The sequence below is a fragment of the Streptomyces sp. NPDC002698 genome (genome assembly GCF_042888945.1).
Taxonomy (GTDB): Bacteria; Actinomycetota; Actinomycetes; order Streptomycetales; family Streptomycetaceae; genus Streptomyces.
Genome location: NZ_JBIAQM010000015.1, coordinates 30,709 through 47,614, shown reverse-complemented (window position 1 = coordinate 47,614; position 16,906 = coordinate 30,709). Strand labels below are relative to the sequence as shown.

At 72.0% G+C, this 16,906-nt stretch carries 14 protein-coding genes and 1 pseudogene; 6 read left to right on the top strand and 9 right to left on the bottom strand.

The window, feature by feature from the left end:
- Position 1: 1 nt before the first annotated feature.
- The 3 genes from ACFYW9_RS21870 to ACFYW9_RS21860 all read right to left on the bottom strand — a co-directional run bounded on the left by ACFYW9_RS21870 (position 2) and on the right by ACFYW9_RS21860 (position 2,926).
- Positions 2 to 1,180 (bottom strand): MAB_1171c family putative transporter, encoded by a 1,179-nt coding sequence (locus tag ACFYW9_RS21870; RefSeq protein WP_389152758.1) that lies wholly within the window; start codon positions 1,178 to 1,180, stop codon positions 2 to 4.
- Between the two features lie 64 nt (positions 1,181 to 1,244).
- Positions 1,245 to 2,423 carry an MAB_1171c family putative transporter gene (locus ACFYW9_RS21865; protein ID WP_351863356.1) on the bottom strand — a complete coding sequence of 393 codons (1,179 nt, stop codon included), beginning with the start codon at positions 2,421 to 2,423 and terminating at the stop codon, positions 1,245 to 1,247.
- Entirely contained in the window at positions 2,420 to 2,926 is a 507-nt protein-coding gene (locus ACFYW9_RS21860) for a toxin (protein ID WP_351863354.1), read from the bottom strand. The genes ACFYW9_RS21865 and ACFYW9_RS21860 overlap by 4 nt, the downstream gene beginning before the upstream one ends.
- A gap of 663 nt (positions 2,927 to 3,589) precedes the next feature.
- Here ACFYW9_RS21860 and ACFYW9_RS21855 point away from each other — a divergent pair.
- Positions 3,590 to 4,405, top strand: a complete 816-nt coding sequence (locus ACFYW9_RS21855; RefSeq protein ID WP_389152753.1) for a DUF427 domain-containing protein — start codon at positions 3,590 to 3,592, stop codon at positions 4,403 to 4,405.
- Positions 4,406 to 4,452: 47 nt separating this feature from the next.
- On the opposite strand, the gene ACFYW9_RS21850 is transcribed toward ACFYW9_RS21855, so the two are convergent.
- Positions 4,453 to 6,009 carry an alpha/beta fold hydrolase gene (locus ACFYW9_RS21850; RefSeq protein ID WP_389152750.1) on the bottom strand — a complete coding sequence of 519 codons (1,557 nt, stop codon included), beginning with the start codon at positions 6,007 to 6,009 and terminating at the stop codon, positions 4,453 to 4,455.
- A gap of 95 nt (positions 6,010 to 6,104) precedes the next feature.
- On the opposite strand from ACFYW9_RS21850, the gene ACFYW9_RS21845 reads away from it, so the two are divergent.
- Entirely contained in the window at positions 6,105 to 7,019 is a 915-nt protein-coding gene (locus ACFYW9_RS21845) for a MerR family transcriptional regulator (protein ID WP_389152747.1), read from the top strand.
- A 16-nt stretch (positions 7,020 to 7,035) separates the two neighbouring features.
- Here ACFYW9_RS21845 and ACFYW9_RS21840 read toward each other — a convergent pair whose 3' ends face one another.
- A complete protein-coding gene (locus ACFYW9_RS21840) occupies positions 7,036 to 7,593 on the bottom strand; it encodes a pyridoxamine 5'-phosphate oxidase family protein (RefSeq protein WP_389152744.1) in 558 nt (185 codons plus the stop codon).
- 138 nt (positions 7,594 to 7,731) lie between these two features.
- Positions 7,732 to 7,989, bottom strand: a complete 258-nt coding sequence (locus tag ACFYW9_RS21835) for a hypothetical protein (RefSeq protein ID WP_389152741.1) — start codon at positions 7,987 to 7,989, stop codon at positions 7,732 to 7,734.
- Positions 7,990 to 8,388: 399 nt separating this feature from the next.
- On the opposite strand from ACFYW9_RS21835, the gene ACFYW9_RS21830 reads away from it, so the two are divergent.
- Positions 8,389 to 9,228 carry a hypothetical protein gene (locus ACFYW9_RS21830; RefSeq protein ID WP_389152738.1) on the top strand — a complete coding sequence of 280 codons (840 nt, stop codon included), beginning with the start codon at positions 8,389 to 8,391 and terminating at the stop codon, positions 9,226 to 9,228.
- An 82-nt stretch (positions 9,229 to 9,310) separates the two neighbouring features.
- Here the strand turns inward: ACFYW9_RS21830 and ACFYW9_RS21825 are convergent, their stop codons facing one another.
- Positions 9,311 to 10,597 (bottom strand): MFS transporter, encoded by a 1,287-nt coding sequence (locus tag ACFYW9_RS21825; protein ID WP_351863345.1) that lies wholly within the window; start codon positions 10,595 to 10,597, stop codon positions 9,311 to 9,313.
- A gap of 197 nt (positions 10,598 to 10,794) precedes the next feature.
- Between ACFYW9_RS21825 and ACFYW9_RS21820 the strand changes: the two genes are divergently transcribed.
- Positions 10,795 to 12,942 carry a HEAT repeat domain-containing protein gene (locus tag ACFYW9_RS21820; RefSeq protein WP_389152733.1) on the top strand — a complete coding sequence of 716 codons (2,148 nt, stop codon included), beginning with the start codon at positions 10,795 to 10,797 and terminating at the stop codon, positions 12,940 to 12,942.
- A 46-nt stretch (positions 12,943 to 12,988) separates the two neighbouring features.
- Here ACFYW9_RS21820 and ACFYW9_RS21815 read toward each other — a convergent pair.
- Positions 12,989 to 13,524, bottom strand: a pseudogene (locus tag ACFYW9_RS21815) (sigma factor-like helix-turn-helix DNA-binding protein); the annotation flags it as partial.
- Between the two features lie 162 nt (positions 13,525 to 13,686).
- On the opposite strand from ACFYW9_RS21815, the gene ACFYW9_RS21810 reads away from it, so the two are divergent.
- The gene (locus ACFYW9_RS21810) at positions 13,687 to 15,294 is read left to right on the top strand and encodes a M48 family metalloprotease (RefSeq protein ID WP_389152730.1); all 1,608 of its coding nucleotides are present in this window, start codon (positions 13,687 to 13,689) and stop codon (positions 15,292 to 15,294) included.
- Between the two features lie 231 nt (positions 15,295 to 15,525).
- Positions 15,526 to 16,026 (top strand): GNAT family N-acetyltransferase, encoded by a 501-nt coding sequence (locus ACFYW9_RS21805; RefSeq protein WP_389152727.1) that lies wholly within the window; start codon positions 15,526 to 15,528, stop codon positions 16,024 to 16,026.
- A 93-nt stretch (positions 16,027 to 16,119) separates the two neighbouring features.
- On the opposite strand, the gene ACFYW9_RS21800 is transcribed toward ACFYW9_RS21805, so the two are convergent.
- The gene (locus ACFYW9_RS21800) at positions 16,120 to 16,725 is read right to left on the bottom strand and encodes a hypothetical protein (RefSeq protein WP_389152724.1); all 606 of its coding nucleotides are present in this window, start codon (positions 16,723 to 16,725) and stop codon (positions 16,120 to 16,122) included.
- Positions 16,726 to 16,906: the final 181 nt, after the last annotated feature.

Sequence of the window (16,906 nt, the reverse complement as noted above, 5' to 3'; positions counted from 1 at the left end):
CTCAGTCATGGGACGCGGTCACCGATCCCCGACGGGCTGCGGCGACGACGGGTGATTGCCCCAGTGCCTGGGCGAGTTCCACCAGTCCCGTCGTGACGACGGCACCGGTGGCGTGCAGGCGGTAGGTGCTGGGTTCGCTGAAGCGGCGGTCGGCCGGGGCGGCCGCCTGCCGCGCGGCGTCGGCGAGCATGGCCGCCTCCGCTATCACGCGGGCCTGGCTGGGGGTGTTGCCCTCGTCGAGCGCCGTCGCCAGCGAGATCCGGTGCACCCGGTCGTCGAAGAGGGGCGCCAGGGCAAGGAGCGCGTCGTGGATGGAGACCTCCAGCCACTGGAGTCGCGCGTAGGGAAGTTCCCACCAGGAGGGCGACGGTTTCGGCGCGGTCGCCGCGCGCTGCACCTCCGTCCACAGCGGTGTCAGCCGGCGGTAGTCGTTCAGGCTGCGCCAGTGGGTGATGGCCGGTGGCAGGAGCCGGGGGATCGTGAAGCCGGCGGAACAGAACAGAGCGCCGAGGGAGACCACGGGCGGCGCGACGTTCGTGGAGAGGAAGTCCAGGTCGTGGCCGAGCCAGCGGGCCACGACAGCGGTGATCTTCGCGATCTCGAAGCCCGCGAGGTCCAGCAGCAGGCCGACGAGTATGAGGCGAAGTCCCGTACGGAGGGGGCCTGTCACCTCACGCATCCACTTGAGGCACACGGCGCTCATCACCGCGATGCAGGCGCCGTGCCCGACCAGGTACAGCACGATCATCTCGCGCATGTACGGCGTGTTCGCGTAGTAGGTGTCGAGGTCGTTGAGCCGCTCGGTACGCGGGTCCGCCAGCGTGAACAGGACGATGACGGCGATGATGAGCAGACCGAAGACGGTGACGGCCTGGCGGGTGCTGCGCCTGACCAGTTCGGGCGGGCCGCCCCTCCACTGGATCAGCAGAATGATCAAGGAGCAGCTGTACGCGGAGATCATGCTGTACGTCAGCGGTGCGCCGAAGTTGGGTACGCCCGTCAGCCGGTTGACGGCGGCCAGGGTGACGGGTGCGGAGCACGTGAAGCACAGAGCACCGATCGAGACCGCGGCGCACGTCGAGGCCGTCAGCGGATTGCGCAGTGCGGCACGCGGCCGGCGGAACAGCAGGACGGCCGATAAGGCCAGGAGTAACGCGGCGAGGTACACGACAAGGCTCATGGGTGAGAACTCCGTTCAGCGGCCTGCGCGGTGGATGGCTGCGCCGGAGCTGTCGGCGTGTGCCTCATACGGCACCCCTGGCGGTCGGACCGGGGTGGACGGGGGTGTCCGGGAGACTGCCGGACGTGCTCAGGGCCTCGGCGATCCGTACGAGAGCCGAGGCGTCCGGCGCCGGGAGCGTCGGGCCGGAGCCGCCCGGAGAGCCGGGAGTCGGCTGCCCGCTGCGCTCCATCCGTACGGCCGCGGCGATGATCGCGGCCCAGCCGGCCGCCTGGGCCCGCTCCCGGTCTCCCGTCGCGAGCAGGGTGGCGTCATGCGTCCGCTCGTACAGATCCCGGTCGAACAGTGCGTCGAGGTAGCTCAGCGCGTTGTGGATGCTGGTCTGGCGCCACATGAGCAGGGTGGCCGGGGAAGACGGCCGTGGGCGTGGCAGCCGTAGGTTGCGGTGGGCGAGTACACCGTCCAGTTCGCGTTCGAGCGGTGCCAGGCCTACGTACGCGCGCCAGGAGTGCAGCCAGGCTGTCAGACCGGGCCCGGCCCAGGGGATGAGGATTCCCGTGACGGTCAGAAGGGCGCTGAGGCCGGCCAGTCCCGGCGAGACCTGCGTTCCGAGGGCCGACCAGTCGGGCCCGCACCAGCGGGCGACGACGGCGGTGAGCTTGGAGACGCTGTACCCGGCGCCGACCACCGTGCCCGCCCCCATGGTCAGCAGCCCCGTGCGGAGCCGGCCGTGGACCTCGCGGGCCCAGCGCAGCGACCACAGAGCGGTGGTCACCACGGCGGCCAGATGGGCGAGCAGGTACAGCACGATCATCTCGGCGATGAAAGGAGTCATCGCGTAATAGGTGTCGAAATCGGTGCGACGCTCCGTGGGCGCGTCCCCGAGCGCGAACAGCACGGCGACGAGAACGAGTACGACGCAGTAGCCGCCCATCAGAAGGCGGGCGATCCTGCGGACGTCCGGTCCGCCCTTCCAGAAGATGATCAGAACGAGGGACATGGCGCTGTAGGCGGTGATGGAGGCGTAGGTCAGCGGTGCGGCGAGATTCGGGATTCCGCCGACCCGGTTGATCGCCCCCACCGTGGGTGGCGCGCCGAGCAGGAAGCACAGGCCGGCCAGCGCCATCACCGCGCAGACGGTACGCAGAATGGGGTCGCGCCAGTGGCGTACGAGATCGGGTGCCCGCACGGTCAGGCCCAGCCACAGCACGCCGCAGCTCACGTAGTTGATCAGTCCGCTCATCGTCGTGTTCCGCGGTAGTTCAGGGCGGCCCCGATGCGACTTGCGAGATCGTCGGCGCTGTTCGGTCCGGACGCGAGGACGGAGTGGTCCGAGGCTTCCAGAAGCGCCCGGAGACGCCGTCCGAGCAGCATGCCGAACCGATCCGCCTCCTGTTCGGCCCGCAGGCTGAAGTCGGTGCGGGCGGCGGTCTGCTGGGCGTCGTGGGACACGTCCAGGTGGTGTGGCGGCGCTGCCTCTCCTTGGCTCATGTGCCACACCTCATGGCCGAAGATCACGATCTGGTGCCATACGGCCGTGCGCTCTTCGATGATGACGTCGTCATGTGTGTCGCGTTCGAGCCAGAGCCCCGTCGCCGTGTGTGGCGGGAAGGCCGCCTTGTGGACGACGACTTCGCGCCCCCGCCACTGGTTGACCGACGCGACCAGCGCGGCGAACAACGCGTCGGCGTCCGCGGGGGGCGTCACCCGGACAGGGCCGATGAGCACGTCGGCAAGCCTGCGCATCTCCCTTTTCCTACGCACCGTTCCCCCCGCGCTCATCCCCGGTTCCGGGCCGTACAAGGCTGTTGCCGACGGGCCCGACGACGGTGTCCGGCCGATCGTGCCGACGGTGTCCCGGCCCGTACGTCACCTCGGCCGGCCCTGGAGGCCCGGCACGTCGGACCGCGTGGTCCCCGCGTTCGGGAACCCGGCGGAGAGCCCGACGAAACAGTGGGGCAGGTCCGCGGACGTCGGGCCGGGCACGTCCGGCGGGCGGACGCCGTCGTCCGGAGGGGCGGTGGTGCCCCGCGCGGGGCCGTTGACGTCGAGAACGTCGGAGAGGCGCCCTCGACGGCCGGCCGGCCGGCTGATGCGCGCCGGCGTTCCGGCCAGTTGGGCACAAGCGTCCGCTGCCACCGAGCGTTCTCCAAGGCGCTTGAAAAGATGATGAGTCGACGTCCACGCGAGACTATCCGGCTGCGCCCGGGTTGTTAAGTTTTCCGTGTTTCCCGGCGGGCGGAGGGGGGTTCCCGCCGCGGGCCCGTCCCCGCACCCGACGGGTCCAGCCGGCCCGGCTGCCCCGGACGGCCTCGGCCGCGGCTTCGGCTGAGACTCCGGGGCCGAAGCGTGTCAGTGTGGAGGCGGAAACCGAAGCCGCGGCGTGAGCGATCACGAGGAGGGCTGGTCATGACCGCATTCCCCACCGCACGAGCCGTCCGCACCACCCCGGAGGGTCTCCTGTGGGAACCCAGCGCACGCTGGGTGCGCGGCCGACGCGCAGAGGTGACCGTCGTGGACAGCAGGCACCCCGTCCTCGTGTGGGAGCCGGGAGTGCCGGTGCCGCTGTACGCCTTCCCGCGCGAGGAGGTCCGCGAGGACCTGCTCCGCCCCGCGAGGAACCCCGCGACGGGCACGCACACCGGATCGCGGATCTTCTACGACCTGGAGCTCGACGGCGAGCTCCAGGAGAACGCGGCCTGGACGTTCCCCGCCTCCGACCTGGCCGGACACATCGCCTTCGAGTGGTTCGGCCGCGTCGGCCGGGGCCTGGACCACTGGTACGAGGAGGAGGAAGAGATCTTCATCCACCCGCGCGACCCGCACAAACGGGTGGACGCCATCGCGAGCGGCCGTCATGTGCGGGTCGAGATCGACGGCACGCTCGTCGCCGACACCGTCCGCCCGGTCCTGCTCTTCGAAACGGGGCTGCCGACGCGGTTCTACGTCCCGCGCGAGGACGTCCGCCTCGAACTCCTCGTCCCCACCGACCACCACACCGGCTGCCCCTACAAGGGCACGGCCGACTACTGGTCGTGGCGGGGCGGCGCCGCCGTCCCGGCGAACATCGTCTGGACCTACCCGGATCCGCTGCCGGCGGTGGGCGCGGTCAAAGACCTCCTGGCCTTCTACAACGAGGTGGTCGACATCACCGTGGACGGCGAAGGCCTGGACCGCCCCGTCACCCCGTTCACCCGAGCACTCGCGGAGCAGACACGGCCGTGACGGATCAGCCGTCCAGCCGCGACCGCCCCGGCGGAAGCAGTGATCGGTCAACCCCGCAGATGTCCCCGTACGGACCGTGCCGCGCGCTCCACGGCATGGCGGGCCTGTTCGGAGTGGTCGGTCGTCTCGAAACCGTGGCGGCCACGGGGTACGTCGATCACCTCGACATCGGCGTCGCACTCCTTGGCGGCGGCCAGGAACTCCTCGACCGTCGCCGCGATCTCGGCGCGCTCCAGTTCCACCCGGGTCAGCACGACCGGCAGCCGTTCCGCGCTTCGCAGGGCGACCGCGGGCCGGAACCGGGAATCGACGCGCCCCCGGTTCGGCATCGGCGCGAGGACCGGACAGGTCGCCGCCACACACCGCAGCCAGGGCGGGGGCGCCGCCAGCCAGTCCGCCGACAGCAGCCCGCCGGCGGAGAAGAACCACAGCGCCACACGGTCCGCGTCGACACGGGGATCGGCCCGTACGAGGTCGACCGCTTCGGCGATGTCCTCGGCGGCCCGTCCGTAGTCGGCCAGATCGTGCAGCCGGTGGTCCAGCATGACGCCGACCGCTCCGAGACCCGCCACGAGGCGGGCGTAGCCGACGAAGCCCGGCCAGTTCCGCGGAGTCGGCCGAACGTCGGGGTGAACCGGACCGCCATGGACGAACACGACCGCCGGCCATGGGCCTTCGGCTTCCGAGAGACTGTCGGGAAGGTCCGCGGGGAGGCCGTCGGACAGGGCACCGGGGAAGTGGAGATCGACTCGTCCGATCCGCTCGCGGCGCCGCTCCGGTACGTCCAGCAGGAACGGGCGAAGGTGAGCCGGCTGTTCGCTCACCGCGGCCGCCACCCGGTGGCCTTCCCCCGCGGCGGCCCGGAGCAGCGTTCCGGCCACGTCGTCCGCTCGGGAGAGCATCGGCCAGTGCCCGGTGCCGAGTTCGAAGAAGGTCACCCGGGGCTCGGTGAGGGCCCGGAGCCGAGGGTCCCCCAACGCCACCAAACCCTCGACCATCGCGATGCTCGAACCGTTGCCGGTGCACAGCACGCCGGTCGACGGCGGAGCGGAGACCGCTCCCGTCAGACGGAGCGGCCGGGTGAGCGTGCCCACCGGCTGCGGGACGGCGTTCTCCGTCAACCGGGTCAGGGCGCTCGCCGGGATCCCGGCGACGCTGCCCCAGCGCTGCCACGCCTCGAGCGGCGGGGGAGGGATCAGCCAGTCGTTTCCGTCCGCACCGGTGTGCCGCGACAGCCGCTCGCGCACGGCCCCGTCCGGCACCAAGGTCAGGGCCTGGTCGCCGTGTCGGGGCATTCCGGCGTCCAGGTGGACGATCCGGGCGATCCGCTCGGGACGCCGGTCGGCTGCGCCGAGCACCGGGTAGATGCCGTAGCAGTGACCGACCAGGACCACCTCCGGCGCGTCCAACCCGTCGATCAGCCGCACCAGATCGCCGATGTGCGTCTCAAGGTCCGTACCGGGGCCCGCCGCAGGGCCGTCGGCGCCCATGCCGGTGAGCGTCACCGGACAGGCCCGCGCCCCCGACTCCCGTAGCCGGGCGGCCACTTCCTGCCAGATCCAGCCGCCGGTGTGGGCGCCCGCCACCAGGATGAAAGTCGTCATCACCGTCTCCTCGTACGGGGGTCCGCGGCCCGGGCGTACCGGTGCTCCGCGCTCGCCGGTACGGTAGGAACTCCCCCTGAGGGAGGTTCAAGTCCGTGTCCCCCGACAGCATGTGGAGCATCGGAGAGCTCGCCGAGCGCGCCGGCGTCACCGTCAAGACCGTCCGCTTCTACTCGGACCGGGGCCTCCTGCCCGAAGGGGCCCGCAGCTCCGGCGGCCACCGCCGCTACGGCCCGGAGGCCCTCGACCGGCTGCACCTGATCCGTTCCCTGCGCACCCTCGACCTGCCGGTTCCCGAAGTGGAGCGGATCCTCGACCGGGACGACACGCTGGAGGACGTCGTCGCGGGGCAGCTGCGGCAGATCGGCTCGCGGCTGACCGCCCTGCGCTGGCAGGAGGCGGCCCTCCAACTGCTCCAGGACTGCGCCCCCGGGGAACGCGCCGCTCGCCTGCGGCTGATCGGCTCCGTGTCCGTCCCGCCCAGCACCGCGCCGCTGGCACGCTTCTGGCGGCGCTGGCTGCCTCCGCGGCTCCCGGCCCGGCTCGTCTCCGCGATCGTCGAACACTCCGTTCCGCAGCTTCCCGAAGGCCCGACTCCGGCCCAGGTGCTGGCCTTCACCCGGCTGCACGCCTTCGTCACCGCCCCCTGCCCCGGCACGGACAACGGGCAGCCCGCGGCACACCGGCCCGACGGCGGACGTCCGGCGGTGCTCTACGACGGTCTCGTCGAGGCGTACGCGCTGGCGTCGCCGCAGGTACGAGCGGAGCGGTCACCGCGAACGGGCGAGGCACTCGACTGCTTCGTCTCCGCCGACGCCCGCTCCCGTGACACGCGGGACACGCCCGCGTTCCGCCGCGGACTGAGCGGGATGCTCGCCGCGGACCCCCGTATCGACCACTACTGGAATCTCACCGCCGAGATCACCGCCTCACCCGAACCGACCCCTGGCGCCATCCACGACTGGCTGTGCGCCGCCCTGGACGACCAGATCGCTCACCAGGCCGGCTGATCCACCATGTGTGTGCTCAGAACGCCCACCGTGTGTGGGTGTAGACCCCGTCGTCGCGACCGAACCCGTACGCGGTGGCCGGGGCCACCCCGTACACCACCGCGTCTCCCTTTCTGAACGCGTTCCCGATGCCGTGGAAGGTGCCCTGAGGGGAGGTGATGTGCGGCCCGTATTTCGTCTCGTACGCCGCGATCACCTCTTCCAGAACGGCCGGATCGGCAACCGGTACCGCCTCGCCCTCGATCACGAGGTCGAGCCCTTCGGTGAGCGAGTTCCCGCCGGTGGTCAGCGCGCAGTGCCCGTTGTGGGCGAGGTTCCTCGCCTTCTGCTCCCCCGGGCCGGTGGAGAAGTACAACACCCCGTCGTGCCAGGCGGCGATCACGGGGGTGACGTGCAGCCGGCCGTCGGGCCGCACGGTCGACACCCAGAAGATCTCGGCGGCCTCCATCGTCCGCCGGGCCTCGGCCCACTCGGTGGCCGTGACGTCCGCGGCACCCGGGCGGGGACGGAGCGCGGAGCTGTAGCGGGCGTCGAGCTCGGTGGTGGGCTGTTCGGCGGGTCCCTGTGTCGGCATGGCGGAACTCCCTTCCTCGTCCTGCCTTGTCCTGCCTCTTCCTGATGACGACCGGTCGACCGTCGCGAATTCATCGCCGCGCCCCCTGTGTCGTCCCCATGGCGATAAGTGGTCCATGGGTGGGGAGCGAGGGCCGGATCAGGTGGACACGATGGCGTTGAGTCCGTAGTCCAGCTCCGAGCCGTCGACCAGGACCGCCTCGACCGTGCGCGAACGAGGGTCGATGTCGGCCACGATTCCGTCGCCCGCGTAGCGCGGGTAGCCGGTTTCGCCTGTCTCGCCGGTCGCCTCGACGGCCGCCGATCGCACAGCGGATTCCTGGGCGGAGACGGCGTCCTTGCCCACGACGTACTCGGGGACCAGCAGGACGGTGAAACGCTGGGGTTCGGTAGTCACGCTCCGGTATTTAAGTGCCTCTCCCGGCGCCCGTCGCGCAGGCGCACGGTAGTTCCTCGCACCTCGGCGGTCGGCCGAGCGGGCGACAGCGGTGGGATGCGCCGCGTGATGGGGGAAGACATCGATCATGCCGCCGTCCCGGCCGCCGCTCGGCCCCGTGACGGCGTTCCGCCGTCGGACGGTCACTCGTCGCATCGGCGGCGCGGCTGCCGTCCGGCGCGACCTCGCGCCTGAGCGGCGGCGATGGTTTCCGCGGACGGTACGGCGACGCGTCGGCCGTCGAGAACAGATGGGCGAACCGTGAGGCACAGGACTACGCAGGTACGAACGCGCAGGACGTCACCGGCTCGGAGCCGTGCGGGGTGGGCTCGGCGGCTGGCGGCCGTCACGGGGGTTCTCGTGCTGTGCGCCCTGCCCACCGGGCCGGCGGGCGCGGCGCGGGAGAACGGTCCCTCACCGGCGAGAGCGCCGCTGTTCGTGTCCGACTACGGCAACAACCGGGTGGTGAGGCTGTCGGCGATCGGCGACAGCCCGTCGACGGTCCCCCTCGACGGTGTCGTACGCCCGACCGGTCTGGCGTGGGACGCCGCCCGCGATCTCTATGTCGCCGACACGGGCAACAACAGGGTGGTGAAGGTGGTGGCGAAGGGCGGGGAGCAGTCCACCGTCCCCACCGTCGGCCTGTCGCGCCCGCTGGGCCTCGCCGTCGACGCCCACGGCACGCTCTACATCGCCGACAGCTTCAACGACCGTGTGGTGAAGGTTCCCGCCGACGGCGGCGGGCAGACCACCGTCCCCACCACGGGACTGCTCCACCCCTGGGGTCTGGCACTCGGCGCGGGCGGGGACCTGTACATCTCCGACTTCGTCAACGACCGGGTGGTGAAGGTCGCCGCGGACGGCAGCGGCCAGACCACGGTCCCCGCGGCCGGCCTGTCCCAGCCGACCGGACTCGCCCTGAACGCCGCCGGTGACCTCTACATCTCGGACAGCGGCAACAACCGCGTCGTGAAGGTGTCCGCGGGCAGTGGTACGCAGAGCACGGTGCCCACGACCGGACTGAGCGATCCGCTGGGCCTCGCCCTGGACGGCCGCGGCGGCCTCTACGTGGCCGATGGTTTCAACAACCGGGTCGTACGGGTCGCGGAGACCGGTGGTGATCAGGTCACGCTTCCCGCTTCCGGCCTGAGCACTCCGACCGGCGTCGCGTTCCCGCCGGCCGACAAGCCGCTCGGGTGACACGGAGCACCACCGAGTACTGGCACCACCGAGTACTACGGAGTACTACGGAGCACCACTGAGCGTCACGGAGAGAAGCCGTTCATGATCCGTCCGGTACGGGGACCTCCACGGGCTTGAGCGGCGTGATGCCGGCACCCGGACCGGGTACGGATCCGCCCCGCAGTTCCGGGGTCCTCGCGCCGACCCAGAGGACCGCGAACAGGCAGAGGAGACCGCCGCTGACCAGGGCGGTCGCCCCCGAGGTCCAGCCCGCGACGACGCCACCGCGCAGGTTGCCGAGGTTGGGGCCGGCCTGGCTGACGATCTGCTCGGCCGCCGTCACCCGGCCCAGCAGGGCGTCCGGTGTGTGGGTCTGGACGATCGTGCTGCGCGAGATCACCGAGATGGCGTCACCGGCCCCGGCGAGGGCCAGGAGCACGAGCCCGGCCCAGGGATCACGCACCAGGCCGAAGGCCGCGAGGGACACGCCCCACAGTCCCGCCCCGCAGAGCATCACCGGCCCAGGACGCCCCAGTCGCGTGATCGTGCCGGACAGGGCGGACGCGGAAATGCCGCCGACGGCGAGCACGGACAGGAACAGGCCGAGCGTGTGCGGACTGCCGCCGAATCGTTCGGCGTTGACCAGCGGGAACAGGCTCGTCGGCATCGAGAGCACGGTGGCTGCCAGGTCGGTGATCAGTGCGCCGCGCACCGCCCGGTGCCCGGCCAGGAAACGGAGCCCGTCCAGCACCCCGTGCAGCCCGGCCCTCGACGGTTCGCCCTCGGGCGGCAGAGCGGGCAGCCCGAACGCTCCGTAGAAGGAGAGCCCGAAGGACAGGCTGTCGACGAGGTAGCAGGGTCCGATGCCGGCCCAGCCGAGCAGGAGGCCGCCGAGTGCCGGACCGGTGAGCATCATGGCCTGACCGGTGATCTGCTGGAGTGCCAGCCCGGCCGCCACCTGCTCCTTCGGCAGCAGCCTCGGCACGAACACGCCCGCCGCGGGACCGCCGACCGCCGAGCAGCAGGACTGCGCGGCCACCAGGGCGAGCACACCCGCCACCGGAACATGCCCGGTGAAGCCCTGCACCGCCAGCAGCAGCGAGACGGTCGCCTGGCCGACGGTCGCGTACAGGTAGATCCGCCGTCGGTCGCCACGGTCCGCCCATGAACCGGCGAACAGCCCGAAGACCATCATCGGCAGCGCCTGCGCCAGCCCCACCGCGCCGGTCCAGACCGTGCTGTGCGTCATGTCCCAGACCTGGTACATGACGGTGACCATGGTCATGAAGCTGCCGAGCACGGACACGGTCCGGCCGATCAGCAGACGCCGGAAGGCCGGGGACGTACGCAGTGGCCGGACGTCGATGAGGGTGCGGGCCAGGCTCATGAGGGGCGGCGGGGGTCGTTCACGTCGCGCAGGGTAACCGGCGCCCTCCGGCCGGGGCGAATCGTTTTCGCCTCGACCGACGCTTCCCCTCCGGCGTGAGCGCCGCGGCCCTGGAGCGCGAGAGGAGCGCCTGCCCGTCGACCCGGGGCCGACACGGCCGGCCGGCGTTGTCAGTGCCCTCCTGCATAGTGCCAACCATGATCAACGAACTCGACGTCATCGACTGGTCCTCGATGACCCACGCGTACGGTCCGGCGGACGAGGTCCCTGTGTGGCTGAAGGCGATGGCCTCGACGGACGCCGTGGTCCGCGAGGACGCGCTCAGCCGCTTCTACAGCGCGGTCCACCACCAGGGAGACGTGTACACGAGTACGACGGCGAGCCTGCCGTTCCTGTTCGCCCTGGCCGACGACCCCGTCACTCCGGACCGCGCGTCGATCGTCGAATTGCTGGTCAGCATCGGGAGCCATGCCGTCGAACGCTGCGAGGACGTCTACGTCGACGGACCGGACTACGCGGGGAGCGCCGTGGTCGTCCGCGAGCGCGCGGACTCCTTCGTCGCCTACGCGTCGGACGACGATCCGCCGGTGCGCCGGGCGGCTCTCGAGGGGCTCGGCCTGTTCATCGACGACGCCGGTCGCGCGGCCGCGCTGCTGCGCGACCGGATGTCCGCCGAGGGCGGAGTCCGGGAGCGTCTGCTGGTCGTGGAGGCCATGGCCACGCTCGCGCTGCGCGTCCCGGACGCGCGGGACACCGCGAAGGCGTGGTTCGGTGTTCTGGCGGGCGACACGGAGAACGATCCGGCGGTTCGGCTCGCCGCCCTGGTGCAAAGAGCCCGTTGCGCGCCCGAACACATGGACGCGGATCTCGTGCCGGCGGCGATCGGTCTGCTGCGGCGGATCACGTTCGTCCCGCCGCGCGCGCAGGGCCGCGAGACCACTGGGCCCGGGCCTGCCGGATCCGGGTCCGAGCCCGGTTCCGGGGCGGGGGACCGCCAGTGCCCGGACGCTGTTCCTGCTTCCGCTCCCGCACAGCCCGCCGCGGCAGCGCCGGACGTGCCGCCGCAGATCGCCGCCGCGTTCGAGGACCTCGCCCGGTCCAACAGCGTCCACTCGCCGGCCACGTCCCTGCTGCGGACCCTCCACGAGGTGCTGGACTCCCGGGTGCCCGAGCGGACCGAGCTGCTCACCGAGCAGCTCGGCAGCCCTGACCCCGGTATCCGCCACGACGCGATACGCATGGCCAAGGGCTTGATGACCTCGTGGCGCGGCGACCACTCCGCTCTGCTCGTACGGGTCGCCGACGGCCTGGTGCCGGGCGATCCGTACACCGCCGCGGAGGTGGCGGAGACGCTCGGATCGCTGGCCTCGATCGCCGAACCCGTACGCGAGAGGCTCGCCGCGTACGTCGCGGCACAGCGCACCGCGTACGGCCCGGAGGTTTGGGCCACGCCGAACCCGCAGGTGCGACGGGCTCATCAGCAGGCGGTCATGGCGCTGGCCCGCCTCGGTGACCGTCGTGCGCTGCCCAGCCTGCTCACGGCGCTCGACCAAGGCGTCGATTCCTGGCGTGCGGTACAAGTCGCCGGTTCGCTTCCCGAGGCCGCGAAAGAGCTGGTGCCGCGGCTCTGCCGGGAGCTCCGGCGCGTCGAACTGTCGGCGCCGGGGCACGACATGGGTACGTCCGCCCTGGCGTCGGCGCTGGGTCGGCTCGGCGACCCGGCGGCCGTGCCGGTGCTGGCGGAGACCGTGACCGCCGCGGTGGCGGACGGGCAGTGGCCGATCGCGGCCACCGTGCTGAACGCCCTCGCCGCCTTCGGACCCGCGGCCGCACCCGCGCTGGAGGTGGTCCGGGCCGTGACCGGGGCCGTCGGTCCGGAGGTCCGCGTAGCCGCCGCGGCCGCCCTGTGGGCCGTGGAAGGGTCCACGGAGGAGGTCGTACCGCTGTTGGAGGACCTCCTCGACTCCTCCCGCCGCCACGAGGCGGCCGACGCACTGGGCCGGATCGGCCCGCCCGCGTCGCGCGTACTGCCACGCCTTCGGAAGATGCTCACCGCCGACTACGAATGGACCCGCGTCCACGCCGCCACGGCCCTGTGGGACATCGGCGGCCCGGACGAGTCGGCGCTCGTCGTGCGGACCCTGCTCGACGCCTGGCAGGAGAACGGCGCCACGGCGAACCACGCCATGGCATGCCTGGACCGGATGGGCACGGCGGCGGCCTCGGCCGCGCCCTTCGTCCGCGCGCAGCTGGCACTCGCTCGCCGGGGTGACTGGTTCTTCGGTGTCGGGAAGGACGAGGAGCTGCAGCGCGTCGGCCGGGCGTTTCTCGTACGGCTCGGCTGAATTCCGTAGCGGCCCGCCGCCGCCTCGTCGGACGGACCGACGTGTGTCAGTTCATCCGGCGGCGGGCCTGCTTCACCTCGTGGTGGACGGCCCAGGCGTCGGCGACCGGGCCCAGGTGACCGAGCTTGTCCGGGTTGAGCACCGAGCGGATGGCCTGGATCCGCCCGTCGAGCACATCGAGGGCCGGCGTGTGCAGGATCTTGCCGTCGGGAGCGCTGAAGACCGCGCCGGGCCGGCCGTTGACCTCGTACGGCTCGAACGTCACGTCGATCCGGGCCGGCACGGGGAAGACGGAGGCCAGGAGCCGGGCCACGTTCTCCGCGCCGACGACGGCCCGGGCCGGATTCGGGGCGTTGCCCCCGCCGCCTCCGAGCGTCCCACCGCCGTGGCGATCTCGTCGGACCCGAAGGCGAACACCTCCCGCAGCACGAACACCGACCGCTCCAGCGGGCTGAGCCGTTCCAGCAACAGCAAGGCCGCCATCGAAACGGAGTCGGCCGGCTCCGCGGAGCGCTCCGGATCCTGGTACGGATCACTCAGCGGAGGCTCGGGCAGCCACGGACCCGCGTCATGCCACCGCCGACGCGCACCGGCGCACCGAGCCCGAGCCGCCGCACCGAGCCGAGCCGTCGCACCGGGCATGAGCCGCCGTGGGGGGACGGCCGACGGCTGTTTTCAGCCACTGGATAAGATCCGCGAGCAAAGCGGCCCGTCCGGGCCGCCGAGTTCTGTGGGGGGACTCCGATGACGTTCCGTCTGCGCGCGCTGCGCGCCGTTCTGCTGCTGGCCGGTTTCTTCCTGATGGGCGTCGTCCTGCTGGCGGCCATGGCGGGGCTGGACTGGCTCCTGGTGACACGACTGCTCACCGCGAGAGCGGCCCGGTTCGAGGGCATGATCATCGCCGTCACCGTTCTGCTGGCGGTGGTGATCCTGCGGGGCATGTTCACCTTCCTCCGCGCCGGACGCTTCGGACCGGTGGACCACGGCGTCGCCGTCGGCCCGGACGACCAGCCGGAGCTGTGGGCACAGGTCCGGGCCGCCGCCGAGGTGGCGGGGGAGCGGCCGCCGGACGAGCTGTACCTGGTCGACGAGGTGAACGCGGGGGTCGGCGAACAGAGCCGCCTGCTGGGGCTGTTGCCCGGACGGCGCCGCATGCTCCTGGGCCTGCCCCTGCTCGCCGGTCTCACCGTTCCCCGGCTGCGCGCTGTCCTCGCCCACGAGTTCGGGCACTACAGCCATCGCGACGGCCGGCTCGGCGCTCTCACCATGCGCGGCCGGAAAGCGGTGCTCCACACGGTCGAGATGTTCCAGGAGGGCAGCACCTCGCTCCACCGGGCGATCGGCGGTCTGTACGTCGGCTACGCCCACGTGTTCCTGCGCACCTCACAGTCCGTCGCCCGTGACCAGGAGTTCGCCGCCGACCGGATGGCCGCCGAACACGCGGGCCGTGACGCGACAGCAGCGATGCTGCGCGCCCTGCCGGTCCTCGCCGCCGCCCACGCCCACTACATGAGGACCTACGCCGGGATGGGGGCGTCGACCGGAGCCCTGCCTCCGGTGGGCGAGGTGTACGGCGGATTCCGCCGGCTGCTCGCGGCCCGGCCCGGTGACCGGCTCGCCGTTCTCGCCGCCGGGACGCGTCCACCGAGGCCGCACCGCTATGACTCGCACCCCCCGGATTCCGAACGGATCGCCCGGATCGAGAAGTTGACCGCCGACGGCCGAGCCGACGGCGGGGACGGTCCGACCGCGCTCACGCTGCTGCGCGACGTGGACGGAGTGTTCGCGGCGCTGGAGAGGCGTCTGCTGCCGGGCGGGGCGGCACAGTTGCCTCGTATGAGCTGGGACGATCTCGTCATGGCGCGCGCTGTCGCCGACGCCGAGGACTGGTCGCGGCCGCTGCGGGTCGCCGTCGCCAGGGCGCTGCGCGCCTCGGCCCCGACGGCGGACGCGGCGGCACCCGTCCGCCGGGGCGGCCCGGCCGGTCAGCCGGAGGAAGCCGCTCTGCCCGGCCTCGACGAGGTGCTGGACACGTTCGACCGCGGACTCCTGTGGATGGAGGTCGCCGATCGCATGCCCAAGCCGCCCCAGGCGGCCCGGCTGACCGGGCCGTCGGCCCGGAACTTCATCCGGCCGAGGATCTTCGACGGGCTCGCCGGCATGGTCCACCTGCGTCTCGTCCGGAACGGACACGCGGTTCCCGACACCGGCTGGTCGGGACAGCCCGGACTCGCCCTGCCGGAGCACTGGGAGAAGGGCCTGGACGACGCTCTCGACGCGGCCGTGGCCGACACGCCTGACACCGCACGGCTGCGCTCCCTGCTCGCCGGCAGCGAGGCCGTCTCCGCGTGACAGCAGCCCGGGACGCATGGCCGGACGGACCCATGGCCCAGGAACGAGGCCGCTCCCGCCGTACGGGTCGCTCCTGCGGTACGGGTCGCCCCTGTCGTACGGGCTGCTCCTGCTGTACGGGCCGCTCGGGCGCTCCCGCCGTACGGGCGATTCGCGGAGGTCCGGGTGGTTCGCCCCGCCGTCGAGTGCCCGTGGTCCTCGGCGGCCGGCGCGGCTGGTTAGCCTGCCTGGATGTCATACCTGTCACTCACACCGCTCCGCTTCTCCCCGGAGGAGATCGCCGAGGTGGTCGGCCTCTACGCGAGCAATCCGGAGTACTGCCGCGCCGCCGGCGAGTACGACCCCGAGCGCATTCCGGCCGACAGGGTCGAGGCGGACCTGCGGGAAGAGGCGGGTACCGAGGGCTGCGAGGTCCTGCTCGCCCGTGACGAGGGGCACCGGATCGTCGGTCTGCTGTGTCTGCTCGACCGTCATCCCACCGACGGGCACCCGTGGATCGGACTGCTGCTGGTGCACGGGAGCCTTCACCGGCAACGGATCGGAAGGCGCCTGGCAGGCCTGGTGGAAGAGCGTTACCGCCGCGAGGGCAGGCCCGGCGTCAGGCTGGCGGTCCTGGAGAACACCCCCGCGTCTCTGGCCTTCTGGAGTTCTCTGGGATGGGAGGAGATCGACCGTCGCACCGACCGCCAGTACGGCCGCCCGTGCATCGTCATGCACAAGCAACTGACCTGATACCCAACGGAGTTGGGTTGCTTCGAGGCACCGCCCGACCGCTGAGAGCCGACGGTGTGCCCGCCACCTGCTTAAAACCGTAGGCCCGCCTGCTCACGGCCGCAGACCTGCCCGCCTGAGTGTCAGGCTCGACAGGTCGGCGATGACCTGCTGGTCTCCGCGTCGCCAGGCGTCGGCGAGGCCGCCCGGCGGGCTGGGGATCGCCGTGAGGTCGCGCTGCGGTCCGGTCAGGGCGCGCAGCGCGAGCAGGTCGGTGCCTCCGGGGGCGTCCAGGAGCCGGCGGGTGGTGGCGCTGCGCCGGATCCAGCGCAGGCGCGGCGGAAGCCACAGCACCAGGACGAAGGCCACCGAGAGGACGATCAGGGCGATCGCGGCCAGCAGGGCCACGCGGCCCACCAGGTCCTCCAGCGACTGCCCGGCGTCGGAGAGGCCGGTAGCGGCGTCGGCGGCCGACCTGAGCGGCTTCTTCAGCGAGCTCCCGACGAGCGGCACCTTCGACGCCGCGTCGCCGGCGTCGTCGAGACCGCCGGCGAGGCTGTCGCCCGCGCTCTGGGCCTTTCGCCCCGGCTCGGCCAGCAACATGATCGCGTGGTGCACCACCAGGGCGAACTTCACCGCGGCCGCGATCAGTGTCACGGCGATCAGGTCGGCGACCACCTGTCGGCTCCGGCGCGCTGGGGTCTGGGCGTAAAGGCGCATGGGCGTGCTCCTGTTCCGGCGATGCCGTAGACCGGACCGGTCGAGTCTCAGGAGGCGCTGCGGGGCGTACCGCCGAGGCTCGGCCGGTCGTGTGCGTACGAGGGAGTGGAGGTGGGTTGCGAGGAACGGGTTTCCACGGCCGGTGAGTTGAATCCGAGGGGACGGGCGGTGGCGCTGTGCC

What these genes read in the sequence shown, in the direction of transcription:
- ACFYW9_RS21870 (WP_389152758.1), bottom strand. Translation starts at nt 1,180, where the DNA reads ATGAGCCTTGTCGTGTACCTCGCCGCGTTACTCCTGGCCTTATCGGCC.
- ACFYW9_RS21865 (WP_351863356.1), bottom strand. Translation starts at nt 2,423, where the DNA reads ATGAGCGGACTGATCAACTACGTGAGCTGCGGCGTGCTGTGGCTGGGC.
- ACFYW9_RS21860 (WP_351863354.1), bottom strand. Translation starts at nt 2,926, where the DNA reads ATGCGCAGGCTTGCCGACGTGCTCATCGGCCCTGTCCGGGTGACGCCC.
- ACFYW9_RS21855 (WP_389152753.1), top strand. Translation starts at nt 3,590, where the DNA reads ATGACCGCATTCCCCACCGCACGAGCCGTCCGCACCACCCCGGAGGGT.
- ACFYW9_RS21850 (WP_389152750.1), bottom strand. Translation starts at nt 6,009, where the DNA reads ATGACGACTTTCATCCTGGTGGCGGGCGCCCACACCGGCGGCTGGATC.
- ACFYW9_RS21840 (WP_389152744.1), bottom strand. Translation starts at nt 7,593, where the DNA reads ATGCCGACACAGGGACCCGCCGAACAGCCCACCACCGAGCTCGACGCC.
- ACFYW9_RS21825 (WP_351863345.1), bottom strand. Translation starts at nt 10,597, where the DNA reads ATGAGCCTGGCCCGCACCCTCATCGACGTCCGGCCACTGCGTACGTCC.
- ACFYW9_RS21820 (WP_389152733.1), top strand. Translation starts at nt 10,795, where the DNA reads ATGATCAACGAACTCGACGTCATCGACTGGTCCTCGATGACCCACGCG.
- ACFYW9_RS21810 (WP_389152730.1), top strand. Translation starts at nt 13,687, where the DNA reads ATGACGTTCCGTCTGCGCGCGCTGCGCGCCGTTCTGCTGCTGGCCGGT.
- ACFYW9_RS21805 (WP_389152727.1), top strand. Translation starts at nt 15,526, where the DNA reads ATGTCATACCTGTCACTCACACCGCTCCGCTTCTCCCCGGAGGAGATC.
- ACFYW9_RS21800 (WP_389152724.1), bottom strand. Translation starts at nt 16,725, where the DNA reads ATGCGCCTTTACGCCCAGACCCCAGCGCGCCGGAGCCGACAGGTGGTC.